We start from the raw sequence: 21,672 nt of genomic DNA on the forward strand, positions 1-21,672 counted from the left end.
TGCTACTTACCAACTCTCTTCTTCAGTCTCTGGTTTTTCCAGGAGAAAAGGAGCAATCCTTCCGTAGATGGGATGATCTCTGTTCACTCTGACAGAAATCCGATAGGAGGAATCCGCTTCGTCAAATTCCTGTTCCATCTCTACCCCTTCCCTGTGCAAAAGCGACAGGATGTCGCCGCGCTCTGCCGGGACGATCAAGGTATAGCGATCAAACGAGGAGTAGACGTAGCCTTCAATCCGCTTAAGCAATTCGGCGCGGTCCTCCTGCCGAATTGCCGAGATCAAAATCGAGTCTTCCACCTTCGGCAGGTATGTTCCCTCCATAATCAAATCCGCTTTGTTGTAGACAACGAGCTGCGGGATGTCATCTGCTTTCAGCTCCCGCAGAATGCGATATACGACCTCCATATGAATCTCCAGGTCAGGATGATGCGCGTCGACCACATGCAGGATCAGATCCGCTTCTTTCACACCTTCCAGCGTAGAACGAAAAGCAGCAACAAGGGAAGTCGGCAAATCCTGGATGAAACCGACCGTATCAGTCAGGAGCACCTCAAGCCCGCTCGGCAAGGTAAGCTGGCGGGTAGTCGGGTCCAATGTCGCGAACAGCTTGTCTTCTTGGAGCGTTTCCGCCGAAGTCAGTTGGTTCAACAGCGTCGATTTGCCCGCATTTGTATAGCCGACCAATGCGATTTGAAACACATTGTTCTTTTTGCGGCGCTCCCGATGCAATTGACGGGTGCGAACCAGCTCTGACAGCTGCTGCTTCAGCTCGCTGATTCGCCGCCTGATGTGCCTGCGGTCGCTTTCCAGCTTGGTTTCCCCAGGGCCGCGCGTACCGATACCGCCGCCAAGGCGGGAAAGCTGCTTGCCTTGACCGGCAAGGCGCGGCAGCAGGTAATTGTACTGTGCCAGCTCCACCTGGATTTTCCCTTCCCGCGAGTGCGCTCTCCCGGCAAAAATATCGAGAATCAACTGCGTCCGGTCAATCACCTTGCAGTCAAACGCGGTATCGAGGTTGCGCGTTTGGCTGGGTGAAAGCTCGTCATTGAAAATGATGACATCCACGTCCAGCTCTTCCGCACGATGAGCGATTTCCTGTATTTTTCCGCTTCCCAAATACCAGGCGTTGTCAATGCGTTCGCGATTCTGCGTGATGACATCCAGCACCTCTACATCGGCAGTCCTGGCGAGCTCATGCAGCTCCTCCATCGACAAGCGGGAGCGTTCCATATCGCGATTATCCAAAAAACAGCCAACTAAAATGGCTGTTTCCTTCGTCTTGATTCCACCTTCCAAGGAATCACGTCCTTTCTTTCCCCTATCATACCACATTTTACTCCTGCCGCTAGGAAGCGGACCAGACAAAATCCTCCGGCAACAACGTCATGACGTCATCCTTGGTCGGCTCTGCCACCGTCATCAGGCGGACAGCCTGCTTGCGGATCGCCTGCTCGATGGCATTGCGTACATACCGGGCGTTGCTAAAATTGGTTTCAAAAAGGTCGAGGCGAATGCGGTTCAAGTGCAGCCTCAATTTTTCCCTGGCGCCTGTAGAAAGCCTGTATTCTTTTCCCTCGACCATTGTCTCGGCAATTTTAATCAGTTCGTCTACGGTATAATCGGCAAATTGTAGCTGAATGGGGTACCGGGAGGGCAGACCGGGGTTCAGCTCCAAAAAGGCATCCATCTCGTCTGTGTAGCCTGCCAGTATACAGATGAAATCGTTGCTGTAATCCTCCAGTGCCTTCGTGAGACAATCAATGGCCTCTTTGCCGAAATCCTTTTCTCCGCCTCGCGCGAGCGAATACGCTTCATCGATAAAAAGGATACCGCCGATCGCTTTTTTGACGAGCTCTCTCGTCTTTTGCGCCGTGTGCCCGATAAACTCCCCGACCAGGTCGGCGCGTTCTACTTCGATCAAATGTCCTTTGCTCAATATCCCCATTTCCCGGAAGATTTTGCCGAATATACGGGCGACGGTCGTCTTTCCGGTGCCAGGGTTCCCTTTGAATACCATGTGATACACTTGTTTTTCCAGCTTCAGGCCGTGTCTTTCCCGCTCCTTGTTGATCCGAAGCAGCGCGTGAATCTCGTACATCAGCTTTTTGGCTTCCTGCAAGCCGATCAGTTTTTCCAGTTCATCGAATGCAGCGGCCACATTGCCGGGTGCAGTCGTTCGTACCTTCTCGGACAGTGTTTCCGGTAATTTGACCCGTTCCGGCTGGCGAAACACCACCTGTATCCGGTGGGGAGCCTTCTCTGCCATCGTATCAGCCGGCGGTTGATTGCCCGACGGTTTCACAAGCCATCACCTGCCTCTTGGTCATACCTTAGTATACTCACCTGCCCGGAAAACCTGCCCATTTTTTGTCTCCGATCTTGTGCTCGATGCTCCAGAAGTTGTTCTTTGCCTTAGATGCGGTCTTTACTGCGGTCTTTACTGCGGTCTTCACGCCGCTGCAACCCCCAGCCTTCTCCCGGTGTAAGGCAATTACCTTCCCGGGACCCGTCGCCATCGCAAGTAACAGGAAACAGCAGCCAATCCTGCCATGCATCCCGACAAAAAGGGAACAACAGCACGAAGCGGCCGCAAGTGGGGAAACAACCCGTCAATCGCATAAAGGTATGCGCCCGCAGCAAGCAGGCCAAACCCGGCAACCCCCAGCCAGAAAGACCATTTTTCCCGGCAAGAAAGCTGTCTGCTATCCTTGGAAGCCGCCTGCGGCTTCAGCTCGGCCCGACGCAACCCATGCCTTGCTTCCCTTGCTATCACGAGCCCTATGCAGAGCAACCCGCCCATTGTACTGCCGTGCTGCAAAAACTTGTACACGGGGATGGCCATTCCAGCCAGCTCCACTTTTTCCTGCAAGAGCTGCAACCGACTTACCATGAATGCCCCGTCAGGGGTAAAAGCATCCCAGAAAATATGGGTTACGCTCCCCAGGACAGCAGAGCAGCAAAAGACGAGAAAAGAACGCAGCGTGGTAAGGCGCCTGGGCGACTCGGCACAGTGCTGCAGTCCGCGGTCAAAGGGTGCTGGCAAATGCTCGATCATCGCTCTTTTCACAATGCCGTGAAAAAGAAGGGCCAATAAAAACGTCATCGGCAAATCAAACAGAAACAGTCCTGCCAGCGTATGGCTCATCGAGCTGTATGCTTGCAAACGCAAAAAATACTCGAAATCCGGGGCCATGCTTCCAAAAACAAGCGCAGTAAAAGAAAACCAGCGAACCCGCCGCAATGGCAAGACGATTGCTGGATGGGCAAAAGTAAAAGGCATTGTCCTCTCCCGTTTACATAAGAAAAGTTATGTATACTATCCTGCTATTTTGTCAGCTATATTCTCTTCGTGCGGATTGATTGCGTTGTCATACCAGATAAAAAAGCCCGGATGGCTAAGATCCCGGCTTCGTTGTTGTGACGCTTATGCTTGTTGATTGTTGTCCTGAGACATGAGCGACACGGGACGCTGTGGAGTGAAGGTGGAAATGGCATGCTTATAGACCAGTTGCTGCTTCCCTTCACTGTCAATGACAATCGTGAAATTGTCAAACGCTCTGATGTAACCGCGCAATTGAAAACCGTTTACCAGGTAGATGGTGACCGCGATGTTTTCCTTCCGCAAGTGGTTCAGGAACGTATCTTGAATGTTGATCGTCTGTTTCATTGGTCATTACCCCCTAAAAGGACTTGTATGTTATATATTCGGCAATTGAGGAAACTTTCCTGCCATTATCTGTTTGATTGTTTGGACGATCTTCGGGTAGTCATCAGTGTTCGTAAGGTCAAACCACTCGATAGCTGACATCCGCCGGAACCAGGAAAGCTGCCTTTTGGCAAAATGCCTCGTACGCTGCTTGATATCGTTCACGGCTTTCTCCAATGTGATTTCTCCGTAGAGGTAAGGGATCAGCTCTTTGTACCCGAGTCCCTGCATAGAGGTCAATGCCGAACCGTAGCCGAGATCCAAAAGTCGCCTTACTTCCTCTACCAGACCGTCCTCAATCATCTTGTCCACTCGCTGATTGATGCGCTCATACAGCTTTTGCCGATCCATCGTCAGGCCAATCATGAAGATGTCATAAGGCGAATATGCTTCCCTGTGTTGAAAATCGGACATCCGCGTACCCGTCAGTTGATAGATCTCCAGGGCTCGGATGACCCGTTTCACATCATTGGGATGCAGTCTTTGCGCCGTCAGCGGATCCACATCAGCCAAGCGCCGATGCAGCTCTTCCACACCCTCAATCTCAGCCAGCCTTTGCAGACGGCTTCTCAATTCCAAATCTTGCTCGGCTGCAGCAAATTGAAAGCGATGGGTCACTGACTCTATGTAGAGCCCGGTTCCTCCCACGATAAAGGGCAGATGTCCGCGTCCGTTGATCTCGGTAATCAATCGGGTAGCTGACTCTTGAAAGCGGGCTACTGAATACTCTTCATCTGGATCAATAATGTCGATCAAATGATGCGGTACTTTTGCCAATTCAGCCGGAGACGCTTTTGCAGTGCCGATATCCATCCCGCGGTAAACCTGCATGGAGTCACCGGAAATGATTTCTCCCCGAAACTGCTCAGCCAGCTCCAGACTTAAAGCTGTCTTGCCCACTGCCGTCGGTCCTACGATTACGACGAGTCTCTCTTTCTCTTGCACGTTCACTCCCCTCCGCCTTTCTCTTTATAGCTGTATACGACCTGGTTTCCTCTGGTTCGATAGGGAGTGAAACCGAACTGTTGATACAGCCTTCCTGTCTTCCCTTCCTTCAGGACGACTCGCCTTTTGGCAACGCGAAGCGCCTCCGCTACGGCAGCTTGCTCCAGTGAACGGTTATTTGCCCATTCCCTGATTCCGGCTATTCCCGCGGAGCTGTTCACCGTCTCTTCGAACATGGGATCAAAGTACACCACGTCAAATGAATCGGCAGGCAAGCTTCTCAATACGTCCAAATGGTTCCCGACCCGAACTTCCACCCGCTTCATCGCTTCACGCAAAGCTTGTGATTCGGCTGGCCAGTATGCAAGCCCGTCTTCAATCAACAAAGCGATGGTCCGCTCGGATTCAACCCCGACTACACGTCCCGTTTCTCCAACGCCATGAGCAAACACGATGGCATCAGCGCCCAAGCCCATGGTGGCATCCAGAACCTTGTCTCCTGGTTGAATTTGGCAAACAGTGAGCATAGTATCATTATCGCCGCGCTCCAACCGCTTTATACGAAATGCAGCCGTGTTCGGGTGAAAAAAGAACGCTGTTTTTCCCACTGCCTCCAGTCTAGCTCCCTTGGAGGATACGATCAATACTTCCGATTCAGCAAATCTTTTTCTCAATTCAGCAAGCGAGTAGTCCTTTCGCTCTACGAGAGTCAGGTTGAAACGCGCCGCAAGCTCACGTGCGTGCCTCGTCGTTTCTGCGCTCGGTTCAAGGGAGGTGGTGACGATCATCCGTATCACCCGTTCGTAATGAAATCATGATCTGTCCAAGACGCTCCTTTTTACAATCATTCCACATTTCGCTTTTTTGGCATTCTTGTCCACTTCATTTTTATATCTTTTCCGGTTGGGGATGTCAAATCTGTTTTTGCCTCTCCCTTGGCCTGCAATAAATTTTTTACAAGAAGTTTACAATCGCTGGACCTTTGATCTTGAGGTATGGTCTCGATGCGGCGTAATACAGTGTAGAGAGCATATTTTTATGAAAGGTGGTTCGTTTGATGTATCCCCATCAATCCATGTCTCATTACCCTGTGCTGCCAACTCCCCGGAATCCGTACGTGATCAAGGTTACTGGCGAAGGTACAATCTCCGCGGCTCCGGACCAGGCGGTTGCGATTTTGGGAACAATTACAGAAAACCGAAATCTCCAGCTCGCTCAAGCCGAAAATGCAGAAGCTGTGTCGCGGGTCATTCAATCTCTGACGAACCTGGGAATTCCACAAGAGCTGCTGAAAACACTCCGCTACCAAATCGAAATCCAGTACCAATACCAGGATGGCAGACAAATTTTCCAGGGCTACAAAGTGACTCATATGCTCCAAGTTATCATAGGCCAGATTGAGCAGACCGGGCTTGTTGTCGATACGGCTGTCGAGCATGGTGCAAATACCGTTTCCAGCATCCAATTCACTCTAAGAGACCCCGAGTACTTTTACAATCAAGCTCTCTCGACGGCGGTCAAGGACAGCCAGCAAAAAGCCGCAACGATCGCAAGGACACTCGGTGTCCGATACAACCCTATTCCTCATCAGGTGCAAGAGCTTACCTCAGCTCCTGAGGCTCTTTCGTCTCGAGCCGAGACATTCCTTGCCAGAGCGGCCACCCCGATCCAGCCTGGTGAAATCAAAATTCGTGCATCCGTAAATGCGGAGTATACCTTCTCTCCATGTTAGCCATTGCTGCCAAATGTGCAGAAATCTCTTGAACAACGGAACACACATGTTCGCAAAACATGACCCCGCTAGGATTGCACCAACATCCACATCAAAGCCTCCATCGCTCTTCTAGATTTTGCCCTCTTACAAAAAATACATAGAAAAGACATGTGAAACCCGGCGCATTGATATTCGTAAATGTTAATATGGATGCAGCTAACCATACATTCGAACAGGGAGGTGTACGCCTTACTTGTGTAAGGCTACTCATTGGAACTAGTTAACTTAATATTGGTAGTGATCCTGATTGCATTAACCGGTTTTTTTGTGGCAACTGAATTTGCAATCGTGAAGATCAGAAGCACCAGGATTGACCAACTGGTGGCAGAAGGTCGGCGTGGTGCGCTCGCTGCAAAGGAAGTAACCACGCACCTCGATGAGTATTTGTCGGCATGCCAATTAGGTATCACGGTTACCGCAATGGGACTAGGCTGGTTAGGGGAGCCGACAGTCGAGAGGCTGCTTCATCCCTTATTTGTAAAGTGGGACTTGAATGACTCTATCTCCCATCTGTTGTCTTTCGGCATTGCCTTTGTCGCCATGACATACCTTCATGTTGTAGTGGGCGAGCTGGCGCCCAAAACGGTTGCCATTCAAAAAGCGGAGACCATTACCCTGCTTTTCGCCAGACCGATCATCTGGTTCTACAAATTGATGTATCCTTTCATCTGGTTGTTAAATGGATCTGCACGTGTACTGGTCGGCGTTTTCGGTATGAAACCGGCTTCTGAACACGAAATGGCCCACTCTGAGGAAGAGCTCCGGCTGCTGCTGTCAGAGAGCTATCAAAGTGGTGAAATTAATCAGAATGAATTGAAGTATGTGAACAATATTTTCGAATTTGACGAAAGAATCGCAAAAGAAATTATGGTTCCCCGTACAGAAATCGTCAGCTTGTCCATCCATGATTCTTTTGAGGAAATGGTAGAAACCATCAGGAAAGAGAACTACACCCGCTACCCCATCGTAAACGGGGATAAAGACGATATTCTCGGGATGATCAATATAAAAGAAATTTTGACGGCCAGGCTTGTGAACGAATCCTCTGATATGAGACTCGAGTCGTTCATCCATCCGGTCATCCGGGTCATTGAAACCATTGCAATCCGCGATTTGCTGGTAAAAATGCAAAAAGAGCGCATTCACATGGCGATCCTCTTGGATGAATACGGCGGCACATCCGGATTGGTTACTGTTGAAGACATTTTGGAAGAGATAGTCGGGGAAATCAGAGACGAATTCGACGCTGACGAGATACCCGATATCCGCAAACTGAAAGACAATCACTATATTTTAAGCGCGAAGCTTATCATCAGCGAAGTAAACGACCTGCTCGGCACCAACCTTTCAGACGATATCATCGATACACTCGGCGGTTGGTTCCTCTCCAAGCATTTCACTGCGAAGACCGGCGACAAGCTCGTGGAGGACGGCTATTGCTTCAAGGTAGTGGATATGTCTGGCCATACGCTGAAGTACATTGAAGTAACCAAAGCAGAGTCCTGACTTGCGATTCGCAACATTCGCACCATATCTTCCGTTACATGAAAAGGGTCAAGGGCTTGTGCAGACAGCCCTTGACCCTTTTTTCACTTAGAAACTTACATAACGCGCTTGAACATTTTCTCCAAATCATAACTGGAGAAATGAATGATGATCGGGCGGCCATGCGGACAGGTGAATGGACTGGAGCTTTCCCGAAGTTGGCTTAGCAGGCTTTCCATCTCCGCGTGTGTCAAGAAACGATTCGCTTTGATCGACGCTTTGCAGGACATGAGTATCGCTGCCTTCTCCCTCATCGAGCGAATATCAGCCTGTGCTGCCTCGCTGGCCTCCATGACAAATTGGATCAGCTCTTCGATTACCTCCAGCTCGCTTCCTCCCGGGAACCAGTGAGGATGTGCACGTACGATAAACGTCTTTGTGCCGAAGGACTCAATCTCAAGCCCAAAGGAGCGCAGCAGCGGGAGCCGTTTGTCCAGCTTCAACGCTTCCTGGGCAGTCAATTCAACCGTATGCGGAAACAGCAGCATCTGACTTGCGACACTTTCCTCCGCCAGCTTCTGCATGAAATGCTCATAGAAGATACGTTCCTGGGCAGCGTGCTGGTCAATCAAATACATGCCATTCTCATTCTGAGCCACAATGTACGTACCGTGCACTTGGCCGACGGGATACATTTGCGGCACTGTCTCCGTTTTCTCCGCAACAGCTACATCTTCCCCGTATGGATCCAAGCTGCTCTCCGCTCCACGTTCTTCGGGACCTTTTTCATATCCATCCCGGGGGAGATGAACTTCCAGATCGGTCCTTTCAAAATCATCCCCACTTGCTGTGGTCGCCGTGGACACCCCCGGAGAAACGGCCGCTAGTGCTGTATCAGCAGCCATACCGCCGTTTTGCCACGCTGTGTATTCCTCTCTGCCCTCTTTTACAGCGTTGTGCTTCTGCTTTCCGGCATCAACAGCCTGCTCTGTATTTGAACGGGCCAAATCATGCGCCCGAACGAGGCTCACCGCTTCAGCGGCCGGCATCTCTTCGTTCGCTCCCTGTATTTCCGGATGGAAGCTGCCGGGACTGGAAAGCGGCTGCTGTATTTCTGCCTGAAATGGCTTTGTAGTGTCTGCATTCGATTGACCGGCAGGCTTTGACCAGGTCAGATCAAACTGCGGCTGTACCACCTGCTCGATAACCCTTGCCTTGCGCTCTGCTGTCAACGGACGCACAATGTCCAGTCCCTGGCGCAGCGTAGACCTCACGCATTGCTCGATCGCCGTGCACAGCTCGTCTTCCTTGCTAAAACGAACCTCCAGCTTTGCTGGATGGACATTGACATCCAGCAAAGTCGGGTCCATCTCGATCTGGAGCGTGACGATCGGGTAGCGGCCGATCGGAAGCAATGTATGATAGCCGCTCATGATCGCGTTGTTCAACCCGAAATGGCGTACGTATCGACCATTTACAAGGGTAGACAGATACGACCGGTTTGCCCGGGTTACTTCCGTTTTGGAAATGAATCCGGTCCACCGAAAATCGAGCGTCTCTCCGCTGATCGGCAGCAGCAGCTTGGCTACCTGAACACCGTAAATGGCAGCCATTACGTGCAGCAGCTTGCCATCCCCGGATGTATGCAGCAAATTCTTTCCGTTATGAGTCAACGTAAATGCCACTGAAGGGTATGTCAGGGCTAAACGGTTGACGTAATCGGAAATATGGCCAATCTCCGTAGAAATCGATTTCATATACTTGAGGCGGGCTGGCGTGTTGTAAAACAAGTCGCGGACAACGATCTCGGTCCCTTTGACAGCTGCGATTTCGCTAATGCTTGCAATCGCTCCACCCTCCATCATCAACCGAGTCCCTACCTGCCCGCTCGATTGGGTGCTCGTCAGTTCCACCCGGGAAACCGCCGCGATACTGGGCAAGGCCTCTCCGCGAAAGCCAAGCGTCCGTATTCGGAACAAATCTCGGGGACTGCGTATTTTGCTCGTCGCATGGCGTTCAAAGGCGAGACGGCAATCCTCCCGATCCATGCCTTGACCGTTGTCGACTACACGGATCAGGGAAAGGCCGCCTTCTTCCACATGGATTTCCACTGTGCTTGCCCCTGCATCAACTGCATTTTCCACCAGTTCTTTCACAACGGAAGCGGGTCGTTCTACCACTTCGCCTGCGGCGATCATATTGGCCAGGTTGTCATCCAGCACATGTATGTTCCCCATCGGTTTCCTCCTCGAACTGGTTTACTTGCTTTTTTTCATTTGCTGTTTCCAATGGAAAAGCTTCAGCATGGCGTCCATCGGCGTCGTCTGATTGAGGTCCAGCTCGCGAAGCTCAGACAGCACCTGTTCCTCTTCTGGCGACAACAGGGATTTCGGTTCTTCGCGTACAGCAGCCACTGGAGCAGACCAGAGCGTTTCCAGGGACATTTGCACATCACCTGCCGTCGTGCCCGCCGACTCCAATCCCGCCAAAATTTCTCGTGCACGTTCAATGACCTGCTGGGGCATCTCGGCCAGCTCTGCGACGTGGATTCCGTAGCTTTTGTCTGCGCGGCCAGGCTCAATTTTGTGTAAAAAGAGCAGCTTTCCGGCCCGTTCTTCACATCTTGCGTTCACATTGACGACTCCGGTCAACGATTCCTCCAGACCTGTCAGCTCATGGTAATGGGTAGAGAACAACGTTTTGGCACCGATCTTTTGTCTGATGTATTCAATTACCGCCTGTGCCAGAGCCATTCCGTCATAGGTAGAGGTGCCTCGTCCAATCTCATCGAGCAGGATCAAGCTTTGGGCCGTTGCTTTTTGCAGAGCGTGCCTGGTTTCCAGCATTTCCACCATAAACGTGGAATGCCCGGAGGCCAGATCGTCGGCAGCGCCAATCCGCGTGAAAATCTGATCGACCAAAGACAACCGGGCTGCTTTTGCCGGCACGAAGCAGCCGATTTGCGCCATGACGACCAAGAGCGCAATTTGCCGCATGTACGTGCTTTTCCCGGCCATATTCGGACCGGTAATGAGGAGAATCTGCCGATCTGTCTGGTTCATATGAACGTCGTTGGCGACGTATTTTTCCCGTTCGAGGACGGCTTCTACCACAGGATGTCTGCCATCTGTAATGACACATTCACCCGTTGTGACCAGCTCCGGACGTACATACCCGCGTTCGTCGCTTACTGTAGCGAATGCCTGCAGCACGTCGATCGCTGCCACCCGCTCCGCAAGGCTCTGCAAGCGCGGGATATGAGCCGCTACCTCATTGCGAATCTGGACGAACAATTGATACTCCAGCTCGATCAGCTTTTCTTCCGCCTCCAGGATCAGCGCTTCCTTTTCCTTTAATTCGGGCGTGATGAAGCGTTCCGCATTCGCCAATGTTTGCTTTCGTTCATACCGGCCAGCTGGCACGTTAGCCAGATTCGCCCGTGAAACCTCGATGTAATAGCCAAAGACCTTGTTGTATCCCACTTTTAACGAGCGAATCCCGGTCGCTTCCCGCTCTGTCTGCTCCAGTTGGGCTATCCACGTCTTGCCCTCGCGACTCGCTGTATGAAGCTTGTCCAGATACTCATCATAACCGGTCCGGATCAAACCGCCTTCCCGTACCGAAATAGGCGGATCGTCTACGAGAGCAGCCTGCAAGTACGTGACGATGTCTGCGCACTCATCCATTCCCGCAGCCAATTCCTTCAAAACCGGTGCATCTGTCTCCAGCAGCAGCCGCTTCAACATCGGTATCGTTTCCAGCGAATGACGAAGCTGTACCAGATCGCGAGCGTTCGCATTGCCGTAAGAGATCCTTCCTGCCAGACGCTCCAAATCGTACACTTGATCCAGACAGTTCCTCAAGTCTGAACGAAGCAGCATGTCCCCTTTCAAATACGAAACGGCATCCAGGCGGGCCTCAAGTTCACTTTTGTTTACCAGCGGACGTTCAATCCAGCGGCGAAGCAGCCTGCCTCCCATCGCTGTTTCGGTGCGATCCAGAAGCCAGAGCAGCGAGCCTTTCTTCGATTTGTCCCGTATCGTTTCGGTCAGCTCCAGATTTCTGCGGGAAAAGCCGTCCATCTGCAGGTACTGCTTGGCATCATAGCGCTTGATCAACAACATGTGTGACAGGCTTCGCTTTTGTGTGACGCCGATATAGTGAAGCAGGGTGTTGACTGCCTTGCGCATGGCGAGATCAAGCTCACGTGCGTCGTTGCCGTATTGGCGGTCGACGGCAAGCCCGTCCAGCTCAGTGTCCTCTATGTATGTGACAGGTACATCTGACTTGAGCTCTCCAGCCCACCCGGATAACACCAATTCCTTGGGGTGGTACTGCATCGCTTCATCCAGCGCTGCCTCTCGTCTGCCAATCAGCGAGGTTACGTACATCTCGCCGGTACTCATGTCACAAGCGGCGACACCCATGCTGCCCTCCGCTTGCGCAATCGCAACCATGTAATTGTTTTCCTTGTCGGAGAGCCATTTGCCCTCCATCATCGTCCCGGGAGTAATAACCCTCGTGACCTCCCGACGGACGACTCCTTTCGCTTCCTTTGGATCTTCTACTTGTTCACAGACGGCTACCTTGTAGCCTTTTTTCAGCAATTCGGCAATATAAGCATCAGCAGAGTGATGAGGAACGCCGCACATCGGGATTTTTTCTTCGCCGCCGCCCTCGCGCCCTGTCAAGGTAATTTCCAGCTCACGCGATGCCACGACTGCGTCTTCAAAAAACAGTTCATAAAAATCGCCCAAGCGAAAAAATAAGAAAGTATCCGGATAGTCACGCTTGATCGCCAGATACTGCTGAATCATCGGTGTATATTGTGCCATTGTAACCTATCTCCTAGCTTCATTCTCGTTCGTCCATTATAACACGGGGAAAGCCGTATGTTGAACCTTTCCCCGTGCATGGCTGCAAGAGATCGCGCTCATCCTGGCGATTATGCTTTGCCGACGTAATGGCACCATACCTTCCTCAGATCGCTGTTTGCCGGCCAAGTATGACCTGCCAGCAAAAAAGAAAAGTAATCGTCCAGACAGCTCCGCGAACGCTCGTATCCAGGCAGCGCAGATATCTCCTTCCAAATGCTGTTTACGTAAGGGACCAATTGTTCCTTTTCCCCCTTGTAATAGGCACGGATCAAGGCAGGGGCGATACAGCCTCGTGATAATATATCCGCCGAAGACGCAACCAGTCGCGCCAGATGAAGAACGCCTCTCGCCACGACGGGATGCACGAGCCAACTGGGCAAGGTGCGATACTCGAAGCCTTTTACGATTCCGTATTCCTTTTCGCGAACATCACCGAGAAATCCATAGCGTGGACGCCGTTTTTGACAGCCTTCATCTTCGATCAGGACAAGCGGAATCGCGAGGTATGCATCCAGGCGGCGCAGCAGGGAAAAATGGGGTCTGATCCCGCTGAAGTGTATATGGCCGCCTGTCGGGTAGCCGTCGAATGGCATCCCCCCGCTGATCCATTCCACTTCCTTGTCGACGATTTTCTTGGCTGCAGCTCCGAGCGCTTTGACAATGCGCGAGAACAACGCGTCCGGCTCTGCCGAGGGCGCGGGGCGGAGCTCGACCAGCGGATGCTGATGCAGTGCAAGGTCTTCGCGATAACGGGTTGAGTCGCACCCTACTACACCACTGATCCCCATGAAATCAGAGGCAAGCGCCATTTTTCCGTCGGGATGACGAAGCGCAAACTCCGGATCGGCCCCAAGCTGGATTTGAGGACTTTCCCAGCTACCCTGTTCCTTCAACCACCACGCTTCAGCCTCGGCGAGAAATCCCGGCTTATGCTCCGCGTCCCATTCGGCGGAGATACTGCGTACTTTCACACGAAATGGAGAGGCCGCCTGCAGGATGATCTGACCTAGGTGCAAACCGACCGCATACAAGCTGCGGATCGCGAGGCGGATAACCGCCCTTGCCTCATAATCGTCGACAGCCGGATCTATTCGCTGGAAATCGCTATGAGCGATGGAGTACTTGGTCCACTGCTGCTGCACATAGGATTTTTCGACCATCAGCACGTGATTTTCAAAAAGATGAACGCGGTAGATTCTGGTTCCGGGTTCAGGGGCCGCTTTCGTCGTCACCGGTATGCCGCTGGTTCGCAGCAAATAAAGAATTCGATCCGGTTTTTGCATAAATTTGATCGTACTCTCTTCATTTCCGGGCAAGGCTGTCTGGCATCCAGGATCTCCCCATCGAGCTGGAGAGCAATCCACTTCACTTTTTGCAAACAAGGGCCTCACCTCCACTCTGATGTGATAGCCTATGTCGCAATCCGGCAAAAAGTGAAGCCGCCGCGCTCTGCTTTTGCAGACGGGCTTCATTTGGCAAAAAGAAAAAGAGGAGACAGTTTCTCTCCTCTTAATCCAATTCGTCCAGCAGGGTGGCCGAATCAAAGTCATCAAACTCGTCGCTGTTGTCTTCGTAATCACCAATCAAATGGTAATCCTTGTCGTCGCAGCTATGGCAAACGACTACGCATACCTTGGTTTCCCCGATTATTTCGACGGCATATTCACTTTCGACTCTTACAGTGACGGTGCCACCGCCGCTCAGTTCGGCTTTGACGCACTTCGGCTGTTCAACGGCGCGGGCCAGGATTTCCAGGTCTCCGCGGCTGTTTCTGTCGAAGAACGTAAGCGGAACGAGTACGGAGAAATTGACTGTCTCCCGCTTTACTTCGGTTTGCGTGTTATCTGCAAACGAGTACCAAAGGTTGACGTCATACGTACCAGATACCTCAACCGCGTCCCCTACCTTCTCTGCCTGGAAGTTCGTGTTTATCACCCAGCATCCGAGGATCGTCGAAGGAGTATGCGACGGTATGATGGTGTGGGTCGTTTGTGTGAATTTATGACCTTTACCGCAGACGGCTTTTGCGATGAGTTCCCGGCACTGCAGGTCTTTGTCTGTACCCGACATTTCGTTACCTCCTCCATACAACGTTTCTGTACATTTGTATGCAGGGCATCCGACTAGGGTGCAAACACCTACTGCCATTTTGGCAGAGCTTGTCGCCGGTTCATCCTCCCGTATCTTTCCGTTGCCGGAGTATCAGGAGCAGCAGCCGCCTTTATGCTTTTTCTCTGGTCCGCCGCCAGTCTCGCCTGTCAACGGGTTCCCGCCGGTATCCAGTACGATGCGCTCTGAAACGGTGTTGGTGATAACCGTGGTGACCATTTGCAGAAGATCGTTTACATCGACTTGCGATTGCTTAAATTCCGTAACAATCGGAATGCTGTCCAGCTCATCGTGAAGCTGATTGTATTCTGCTTCCACTTTGCTGACCAGCTCCGGCTTGTTCATCGATTCAAACATGACCATCTGTTTTTGTTTCTTCTTTAAATCGTCGATCAAATCTTGCACGCGCTCATTGTGCTTGATCTGCAGTTCTGCCCGCTTGTAAAAATCTACTTCTTTGGTCTGTGCAATCATAGCTGCCAGCTCTCTTGCTTTATCCAAAATCTCTTTTTGCGTGTACAGGCCTGTTTGTTCCATCATTCATTACACCTCGATTTTTGTCACGATTTCGCCGTGCAAGGTCCATGTTTTTACGTCATTGATCTTTACATGCGTGTATTGTCCGATCAGCGATTTATCACCCGCAAAGTGAACCAGCTTGTTTGTCCGGGTACGCCCAGCGAGCACGTTCGGGTTGTTTTTCGATTCGCCTTCAACCAATACCTCGACGACTTGATCCTGCAATGGTTTATTTTTTTCCAAACTGATTTTTGCCATCAGCTCATTCAAGCGATACAGCCGCTCTTTTTTCACTTCCATGGGAACATTGTCTTCCATGACAGCTGCAGGGGTACCTTCGCGCGGCGAATACACAAATGTATATCCGGAGTCGTAGCCTACCTCTTCAACAAGCGAAAGCGTCTCTTCAAACTGCTCGTCGGTCTCTCCCGGGAATCCGACGATAATATCGGTTGTCAGCACTACATCCGGAATCACCGCTTTAATTTTACGCACCAGCTCCAGATAGTGTTCGCGCGTATATTTGCGGGCCATCCGTTTGAGTACCTCAGTCGAACCGGATTGGACAGGCAGGTGAATGTGTTCAACGAGATTGCCCCGTTTACCCAGCACCTCGATCAGATGATCGTCAAAATCACGCGGATGACTCGTCGTAAAGCGGATACGCGGAATGTCGATCTTGCGGATTTCGTCAAGCAGGTCGCCAAATCCGTATTCGATATCCTCAAAATCTTTTCCGTAGGCGTTGACGTTCTGGCCGAGCAGAGTGATTTCTTTAAAGCCTTGGCGGGCCAGTTCCCGCACCTCTGCGATCACGTCCTCGGGACGGCGGCTGCGTTCTTTGCCGCGCGTGTACGGAACGATACAGTACGTACAGAACTTGTCACAACCGTACATAATATTGACCCAGGCCTTGATATTGCCTACGCGGTTCTTCGGCATGTTCTCGATAATGTCGCCCTCTTTGGACCACACTTCGACGACCATTTCCTTGCTGAATATGGCATCCCGAAGCAGGAAAGGAAGCCGGTGAATATTGTGCGTCCCAAAGATCAGGTCTACCTGCTGGTAGCTCTTCAGGATCTTGTTGACAACCTTCTCTTCCTGGGACATGCAACCGCAGACACCGAGTATCAAGTTGGGATTGTTGTTTTTCAGACGCTTCATATGTCCCAGCTCGCCAAAAACCTTATCCTCGGCATTTTCGCGAATCGCACAGGTATTGAAGAGAACTACATCAGCCTCTTCGAAATCCTCTGCAAACGTATACCCCATCTGTTCGAGAATACCTGCAATGGTTTCTGAATCATGCTCGTTCATCTGACAGCCATATGTCCGTACATGATAGCGCTTGCCCTTCCCGATCTCTCTCATCTCTTCCGGGATATCAAAGTTGTAGTGTACCTGAATTTCTTCTTTGCCCCGTTTTTTTGCTTCCTTTAAAGAGGGCGGTTGAAAATATTTGGCGAAATCCTCTACCGTTTTGGATGACTTCCCGGATTTTAAGTCCGGAGTCGCTTCCTTGTTTACTGACATCAGTCTATCACCTCATCTGCAAGATGTGTTTGTAGGTAGTTACAACTCATGATTATAGCATATCAATGCCTTTTTCCTGAAATGAAATACGAATATCCTATGAAGATTCCAGAGAGCTTTATCCGCTCCTTCGCTCATCCAACCGAACGGTATGGCATGTCCGCGAAAAGCGGATTCATGAATGAGGAAACGGTCCCATATAATTTCCCAAGAGCACATCTGCTGTGGTCCGTGCCTCCCCTGTTTCCTTGTACTTGTCTCATACATACCGGCTCCCCTTTCAGAGCCCCTGCGTCATAGCCTTTTCCTGCTTTCTTCATAGAACAGCGTTTCTGCGTGAGACTAATTACACAATTTTGCCAAACGGGCTTGGTTTTCTGCAACTTATCCTTGTCCCCTGGCGTCATAGAAGCAGGCCGAACGAAATCAAAAGAGATCAGGAGGTTTCTATGAAAAGAGTTCTTACGTTTTTAATGGCGGTGATGCTCTTTGTCACTGTCGTGCCGTTCGTCAGCGCGTCGACGACCTTCTCCGATGTCCCTCGGAGTCACTGGGCGTACAAAGAAATCCAGGCAATGGCGTCCAAAGGGATTATCAAAGGCTACGAGGATGGAAAATTCCGTCCCAACAACAAGGTAACCCGTGCCGAATTTGCCAAAATCATGATTGCAGCAGCTGGCGTCGATATTCACAAGCAAAAGGTGAGCCAGACCTTCCAGGACGTTCCGCGCAATCACTGGGCGTTCTACTATGTAGAATACGCCAAGCCGTACCTGACCGGGTATAAATCCGGGAACAAATACACCTACAAGCCTGATCAGTATGCTGTACGGGAAGATATTGCCGTCGCGCTCGTCCGCCTGTTGGGCTACGATCGCACACACAAAGCCGACCTTAGCGTACTGAAGCGCTTCAACGATGACGACCGCATTTCGGCTGCGCTTCGCCCTTACGTTGCGATCTCGATCCAGACCGACCTGATGAAAGGAAGCAACAACTACTTCCGTCCGCAAGATGCGATTACTCGTGCGGAAGCGGCTTCTCTCCTGTATCGGGCTCTGTTGGATCGCGAAGATGATGAAACAAAAGTGGTCTTCCCATCCCCTGACAAGCCAACTCCGGAGCTTCCGACCAGCGTCAGCGACAATTTCTCTTCGGAGGAATTGAAAAACTGGGATACAGACAATGCAGTAGGCACATGGGGTGTCATTAACAAGCAAGCAACGGCCACGACTACTGACCGCAAGCTGGAGCATTTCTTCCTGCCTTTGATCTGGAACGAAAAGGCCAATACGGATCACTTTGAAATGTCTGTGGATGTCAATGCGAACGGGACAAACGGTTTGGGCGGCCTTTACTTTAACGCAAAGGACGGCAAAGCGCATGTCGTTTTCCTGAACAAAGATCGTGTGACCCTTGCGACCGTGGATGACGTCAATGACGACGATTTCGATACCATTGCATCCGGTTCTTACAAGCTGAAAGGGACGAACAAATTGAAAATCGTGGTAAAAGACGATGCCGTTTCGATTTACATGAACAACCAGTATTTGTTTGGCCAGGAAAAATTGAAGCTTTCCAATACTCAGCTTGGCCTTTATTTGCAAAAAGATGCGACAAAGGATGCTCCGCGCAAGCTGACCTCTCTTGATAACTTCACGTTTAAAGTGCTTGACTGAGTTTCGATATCACCGTTTCCGTCGGTTGTGCGGTCCGCTTGTGGCCGCCAGCCGGAAACGGTTTTTTTATTCGCGGCAAAAATTGCGTGTAGAAGATCACTAGAAATGAATGGCGTTCAGAGTTATAATGGTAGCGATTCTTGACCGGGAAGGGGTTTCCTATGTCATTTCTTGTAAACCAGCCGTTTTTGTGGATGGATTCGGGCATCTACCGGAAAAGCCCGCTTGAGCCTCTCTCCCGTGACGAAGCGTTGGCGGCTCAGATGAAGAGAGATGGAGCAGCTCCCATTTTACATTTGTGGGTGTATGACAAAGCCCTGTACCTGGGGCGGCGCGATGCCAAGCTCCCCCGGTTGGAGGACGCTTTACGCCATTTTGGACAGCAAGGCTTTGGCTGTGTGCTGCGGTCTTCCGGCGGCGCCTGTGTCCCGCTCGATGCTGGTGTGCTAAACTTGGCCTGTTTGCTGCCCGATACCACCATCTCTATCGATGCATTTTTCCGCTTCGTTACCGGCTTGCTCGCAGTCGGACTGCGTGACTACGGTGTCATCGAGTTCGGGGAGGTGACAGGCTCTTACTGTGCCGGAGAGTATGATTTTTCGATTCACGGAAAAAAAATCGGCGGCATGGCTCAGCGCCGCACTCGTTTTGGTTCCATCCTGCAGTTGTGCATCAATGTGGAAGACCAGCCCCGCGGAGAGTGGATGGAACATTTTTACGATTTGGCCGGCCTGGCTGAAATGGAGAAAAACAAGCCGATCCCCTTTATTGACGGAAAAACAGTAGGCAGTATCGATGCCCTCACCGGCAAAAGCGTCTCTGTAGCCGACGTCAAAGAACGGCTGCTTGCTGCCATTCAATCAGAATGGCCCGTACAGCCTGCAGCGTTTGCCGTTGATGCGCAAACACTTTCCGAGTCTCGTGTCCATTTGGCAGAAAGGCTTGACTTATTTGCATTTACTGCGGAAGAGTTGCGTAAACCAGACTGGAAATTAACAGCCGAACCGTAAAAACGTATTTCCTGGCAACCAGAAAAAAGCACGTGGATAAAACGTGCTGTTAAAAGCTTTAGGAGGAGATATGAATAGCAATCGAAAGGGGACTTTTCAGGATCTGAATGCCCTTTTTGTTTTTGGGGCTGCTACCGTATTGGTCATTCATATTCTGGGTTTCTTTATTCAGACACAGAGCGAGTATCCCTGGAATACGGACATCGAGGCTGTCTTGCTCATATTGCTGCGGTTTGGACGCTCGCTGTTTATCTTTGCAACGGGGATGCTGCTTTTTTACTGGTATCAGAAACGCCAGGTCGACTGGGGGGCATTCTGGCGAAAGCGCTGGAGAGTCATCGTTCTTCCCTATATCATTTGGACGGCGATTTATACAGTTTTCAAGCTGCAAACCGTTAACGTGGCCCAATTGGCTCCACAATTTTTTCACAGCCTGCTAACCGGCAGTTCTTTTTATCATTTATATTATATTCCGTTATATCTGCAGCTGAATTTGCTCTTTTTTGTTTGCAAGGAGTGGTTTGAGCGGTATTTGCGCTTTTGGATGGTCGCTCTGCTGTTTTTCTTGCAAAATGCGCTGTACGTCGCATTCCACTATTTATTTGCCGATCCTCAGTGGGCAATCGATTGGTCTGCGGGCCCGCTGCTCTCTCTGATCGAGCACGGATACGTAAGCGGTCAAAATTACGTCTATATGTACTTCTTTACTTTCGCACTGGGGGCATATGCCGGACTTCATGTGGATAAATGGCGGCTCTGGACAGATCGCATCAAGCTGCCAGCATGGATCTTGACAATCAGTCTGGGCGTTTGGATCGCGTACCGCTATTTGAACAACCACATCAGTTATGAACAGAGCCTGAATATTTTTGATCCGATTTACTTGATCTATACGACGAGCTTCCTGGTCAGTTTTTATCCGCTCTCCCGGTATCTTGGCAAACTTCCGGCGCTCAGCGAATGGCTGTCCAAATGGGCGAGGTATAATATGGCCATCTACCTTGTGCATCCGCTGATCCTATTCCTGCTGGAGAGCTACGTCATCTTCCGACTGAATTGGTCAACTCCGGTCTTAATGGCGGCAATGTTTGTAATTACCCCGCCATTGTGTATTTTCCTGTATGAGCACACCCTGATTTCCTTCTGGAACCAAAGGCCAAAACGCAAGAGCCGTAGACGGGTACAAATAAACACACATGGCGCTTAGGCGCCTTTCACTTTTCAAAGCGATGGGTCCGTTCATTGTAACGCAGAAGCTGGTAGGAGCTCTTCTCCATCAAAGCGACTCCCGTCTGGTCCAAAGTGCGTTCCAAACTGAAATAAACCATGGTTTTTCCATCTGGGTCCAGCTTTACGGTGGCATCGAGCACATCCATCGTCTCTTGTTGATTGCGGCGGTGGGCGATACCGCTCCAGGCCTCATGATAACCTTCGGGCGTCTTATGAATCACGTATAAGGCACGCTCATCTCCTTGCACAGCGGAGATGTCTGTCGTCAGAACCAAGTAATCCTCCCCGACAACCTGATAGCTGTATACGCTCTCCTGCTTGCTGAATACAGCTTCATAGTCACCATTTCGGCGTTCGTACAGGATTGTCGCCCCTAGTCCCTCTGGCAGTTTTACAGCCGCGAGCAGATCAGGAGCATCCGGCGTACCCTCAGTCGCCGAAGAGGGCTTTATAGATGCGTCTATTTTTCTTATCCCTATAGGGACAACTGTAATTTGGGCAGGAACAACCAGATTGCGCACGCTTTCATCCAGCTCTTTGCGCAAATCCTCCACGAGCCAGTCGGGGACTTCAGACATTTGGGCGCGATCAAATCCTGAGCCGTGCAAAGATAACTGTCTGCCCACAAAAAAACCGGCTCCTGCAGATAAGATCATGAACAGGGCAACAGCCCCCCAAATTGTTTTTCGCATGGCAACACAGCTCCTAGCAAAAGGGGATCCATCAGTAAGACGATTGAACCGGTAAAAAAGTTACGCCTGTTTTCCTACAAAATCCTAGTGTAAATAGCCCTGCGATC

General features: G+C 50.9%; 18 protein-coding genes. 5 read left to right on the top strand and 13 right to left on the bottom strand.

Features of this window, described 5'->3' with window-relative positions:
* Nucleotides 1-6: 6 nt before the first annotated feature.
* The 6 genes from hflX to NST96_RS15440 form a co-directional block, all read right to left on the bottom strand.
* Nucleotides 7-1,299 (bottom strand): GTPase HflX, encoded by a 1,293-nt coding sequence (hflX, locus tag NST96_RS15415; protein WP_024983803.1) that lies wholly within the window; start codon nt 1,297-1,299, stop codon nt 7-9.
* Nucleotides 1,300-1,348: 49 nt separating this feature from the next.
* Nucleotides 1,349-2,269, bottom strand: coding sequence for an AAA family ATPase (locus NST96_RS15420; protein WP_051567368.1), 921 nt, complete (start codon nt 2,267-2,269; stop codon nt 1,349-1,351).
* A gap of 225 nt (nt 2,270-2,494) precedes the next feature.
* Nucleotides 2,495-3,283: a DUF4184 family protein gene (locus NST96_RS15425; protein WP_172921118.1), complete on the bottom strand. Its 789-nt coding sequence runs from the start codon at nt 3,281-3,283 to the stop codon at nt 2,495-2,497.
* 144 nt (nt 3,284-3,427) lie between these two features.
* A complete protein-coding gene (hfq, locus tag NST96_RS15430) occupies nt 3,428-3,670 on the bottom strand; it encodes an RNA chaperone Hfq (protein WP_003385747.1) in 243 nt (80 codons plus the stop codon).
* Nucleotides 3,671-3,700: 30 nt separating this feature from the next.
* A complete protein-coding gene (gene miaA / locus NST96_RS15435; protein ID WP_003385748.1) occupies nt 3,701-4,660 on the bottom strand; it encodes a tRNA (adenosine(37)-N6)-dimethylallyltransferase MiaA in 960 nt (319 codons plus the stop codon).
* Nucleotides 4,657-5,442 carry a class I SAM-dependent methyltransferase gene (locus tag NST96_RS15440; RefSeq protein ID WP_003385749.1) on the bottom strand — a complete coding sequence of 262 codons (786 nt, stop codon included), beginning with the start codon at nt 5,440-5,442 and terminating at the stop codon, nt 4,657-4,659. Before NST96_RS15440 ends, miaA begins: the two co-directional genes overlap by 4 nt.
* A 269-nt stretch (nt 5,443-5,711) precedes the next feature.
* Between NST96_RS15440 and NST96_RS15445 the strand changes: the two genes are divergently transcribed.
* Nucleotides 5,712-6,386 carry an SIMPL domain-containing protein gene (locus NST96_RS15445; protein WP_031932882.1) on the top strand — a complete coding sequence of 225 codons (675 nt, stop codon included), beginning with the start codon at nt 5,712-5,714 and terminating at the stop codon, nt 6,384-6,386.
* Nucleotides 6,387-6,638: 252 nt separating this feature from the next.
* The gene (locus NST96_RS15450; RefSeq protein ID WP_031932883.1) at nt 6,639-7,934 is read left to right on the top strand and encodes a hemolysin family protein; all 1,296 of its coding nucleotides are present in this window, start codon (nt 6,639-6,641) and stop codon (nt 7,932-7,934) included.
* Nucleotides 7,935-8,029: 95 nt separating this feature from the next.
* Here the strand turns inward: NST96_RS15450 and mutL are convergent, their stop codons facing one another.
* The 6 genes from mutL to miaB all read right to left on the bottom strand — a co-directional run bounded on the left by mutL (nt 8,030) and on the right by miaB (nt 16,954).
* The gene (gene mutL, locus NST96_RS15455) at nt 8,030-10,150 is read right to left on the bottom strand and encodes a DNA mismatch repair endonuclease MutL (protein WP_342404166.1); all 2,121 of its coding nucleotides are present in this window, start codon (nt 10,148-10,150) and stop codon (nt 8,030-8,032) included.
* 21 nt (nt 10,151-10,171) lie between these two features.
* Entirely contained in the window at nt 10,172-12,748 is a 2,577-nt protein-coding gene (gene mutS / locus NST96_RS15460) for a DNA mismatch repair protein MutS (protein WP_003385753.1), read from the bottom strand.
* A gap of 110 nt (nt 12,749-12,858) precedes the next feature.
* Nucleotides 12,859-14,172: a hypothetical protein gene (locus tag NST96_RS15465; RefSeq protein ID WP_122957673.1), complete on the bottom strand. Its 1,314-nt coding sequence runs from the start codon at nt 14,170-14,172 to the stop codon at nt 12,859-12,861.
* A 127-nt stretch (nt 14,173-14,299) separates the two neighbouring features.
* The gene (gene cotE, locus NST96_RS15470; protein ID WP_003385755.1) at nt 14,300-14,860 is read right to left on the bottom strand and encodes an outer spore coat protein CotE; all 561 of its coding nucleotides are present in this window, start codon (nt 14,858-14,860) and stop codon (nt 14,300-14,302) included.
* Nucleotides 14,861-14,992: 132 nt separating this feature from the next.
* Complete coding sequence (locus NST96_RS15475) at nt 14,993-15,436, bottom strand: YlbF family regulator (RefSeq protein ID WP_003385756.1); 444 nt, start codon at nt 15,434-15,436, stop codon at nt 14,993-14,995.
* 6 nt (nt 15,437-15,442) lie between these two features.
* Nucleotides 15,443-16,954: a tRNA (N6-isopentenyl adenosine(37)-C2)-methylthiotransferase MiaB gene (gene miaB, locus NST96_RS15480; RefSeq protein ID WP_024983809.1), complete on the bottom strand. Its 1,512-nt coding sequence runs from the start codon at nt 16,952-16,954 to the stop codon at nt 15,443-15,445.
* A gap of 449 nt (nt 16,955-17,403) precedes the next feature.
* On the opposite strand from miaB, the gene NST96_RS15485 reads away from it, so the two are divergent.
* The 3 genes from NST96_RS15485 (at nt 17,404) to NST96_RS15495 (ending at nt 20,850) form a co-directional block, all read left to right on the top strand.
* Nucleotides 17,404-18,633 (top strand): S-layer homology domain-containing protein, encoded by a 1,230-nt coding sequence (locus tag NST96_RS15485; protein WP_003385760.1) that lies wholly within the window; start codon nt 17,404-17,406, stop codon nt 18,631-18,633.
* A gap of 161 nt (nt 18,634-18,794) precedes the next feature.
* A complete protein-coding gene (locus tag NST96_RS15490; RefSeq protein ID WP_031932887.1) occupies nt 18,795-19,643 on the top strand; it encodes a lipoate--protein ligase family protein in 849 nt (282 codons plus the stop codon).
* Between the two features lie 70 nt (nt 19,644-19,713).
* Nucleotides 19,714-20,850, top strand: coding sequence for an acyltransferase (locus tag NST96_RS15495; RefSeq protein WP_003385763.1), 1,137 nt, complete (start codon nt 19,714-19,716; stop codon nt 20,848-20,850).
* Between the two features lie 7 nt (nt 20,851-20,857).
* Here NST96_RS15495 and NST96_RS15500 read toward each other — a convergent pair whose 3' ends face one another.
* On the bottom strand, nt 20,858-21,565 hold the full coding sequence (locus NST96_RS15500; protein WP_311068400.1) for a hypothetical protein: 708 nt from the start codon (nt 21,563-21,565) through the stop codon (nt 20,858-20,860).
* Between the last annotated feature and the right edge of the window lie 107 nt (nt 21,566-21,672).

It is taken from the genome of Brevibacillus sp. FSL K6-2834, assembly GCF_038592925.1.
GTDB classification, from domain to species: domain Bacteria; phylum Bacillota; class Bacilli; order Brevibacillales; family Brevibacillaceae; genus Brevibacillus; species Brevibacillus borstelensis.

Excerpts from the sequence above, each read along its gene's own strand:
- miaB (WP_024983809.1), bottom strand. The coding sequence starts at position 16,954 with ATGTCAGTAAACAAGGAAGCGACTCCGGACTTAAAATCCGGGAAGTCA.
- NST96_RS15500 (WP_311068400.1), bottom strand. The coding sequence starts at position 21,565 with ATGCGAAAAACAATTTGGGGGGCTGTTGCCCTGTTCATGATCTTATCT.
- NST96_RS15495 (WP_003385763.1), top strand. The coding sequence starts at position 19,714 with ATGAATAGCAATCGAAAGGGGACTTTTCAGGATCTGAATGCCCTTTTT.
- NST96_RS15475 (WP_003385756.1), bottom strand. The coding sequence starts at position 15,436 with ATGGAACAAACAGGCCTGTACACGCAAAAAGAGATTTTGGATAAAGCA.
- NST96_RS15420 (WP_051567368.1), bottom strand. The coding sequence starts at position 2,269 with ATGGCAGAGAAGGCTCCCCACCGGATACAGGTGGTGTTTCGCCAGCCG.
- mutL (WP_342404166.1), bottom strand. The coding sequence starts at position 10,150 with ATGGGGAACATACATGTGCTGGATGACAACCTGGCCAATATGATCGCC.
- NST96_RS15445 (WP_031932882.1), top strand. The coding sequence starts at position 5,712 with ATGTATCCCCATCAATCCATGTCTCATTACCCTGTGCTGCCAACTCCC.
- NST96_RS15440 (WP_003385749.1), bottom strand. The coding sequence starts at position 5,442 with ATGATCGTCACCACCTCCCTTGAACCGAGCGCAGAAACGACGAGGCAC.
- NST96_RS15490 (WP_031932887.1), top strand. The coding sequence starts at position 18,795 with ATGTCATTTCTTGTAAACCAGCCGTTTTTGTGGATGGATTCGGGCATC.
- NST96_RS15425 (WP_172921118.1), bottom strand. The coding sequence starts at position 3,283 with ATGCCTTTTACTTTTGCCCATCCAGCAATCGTCTTGCCATTGCGGCGG.
- cotE (WP_003385755.1), bottom strand. The coding sequence starts at position 14,860 with ATGTCGGGTACAGACAAAGACCTGCAGTGCCGGGAACTCATCGCAAAA.
- hfq (WP_003385747.1), bottom strand. The coding sequence starts at position 3,670 with ATGAAACAGACGATCAACATTCAAGATACGTTCCTGAACCACTTGCGG.
- NST96_RS15485 (WP_003385760.1), top strand. The coding sequence starts at position 17,404 with ATGAAAAGAGTTCTTACGTTTTTAATGGCGGTGATGCTCTTTGTCACT.
- mutS (WP_003385753.1), bottom strand. The coding sequence starts at position 12,748 with ATGGCACAATATACACCGATGATTCAGCAGTATCTGGCGATCAAGCGT.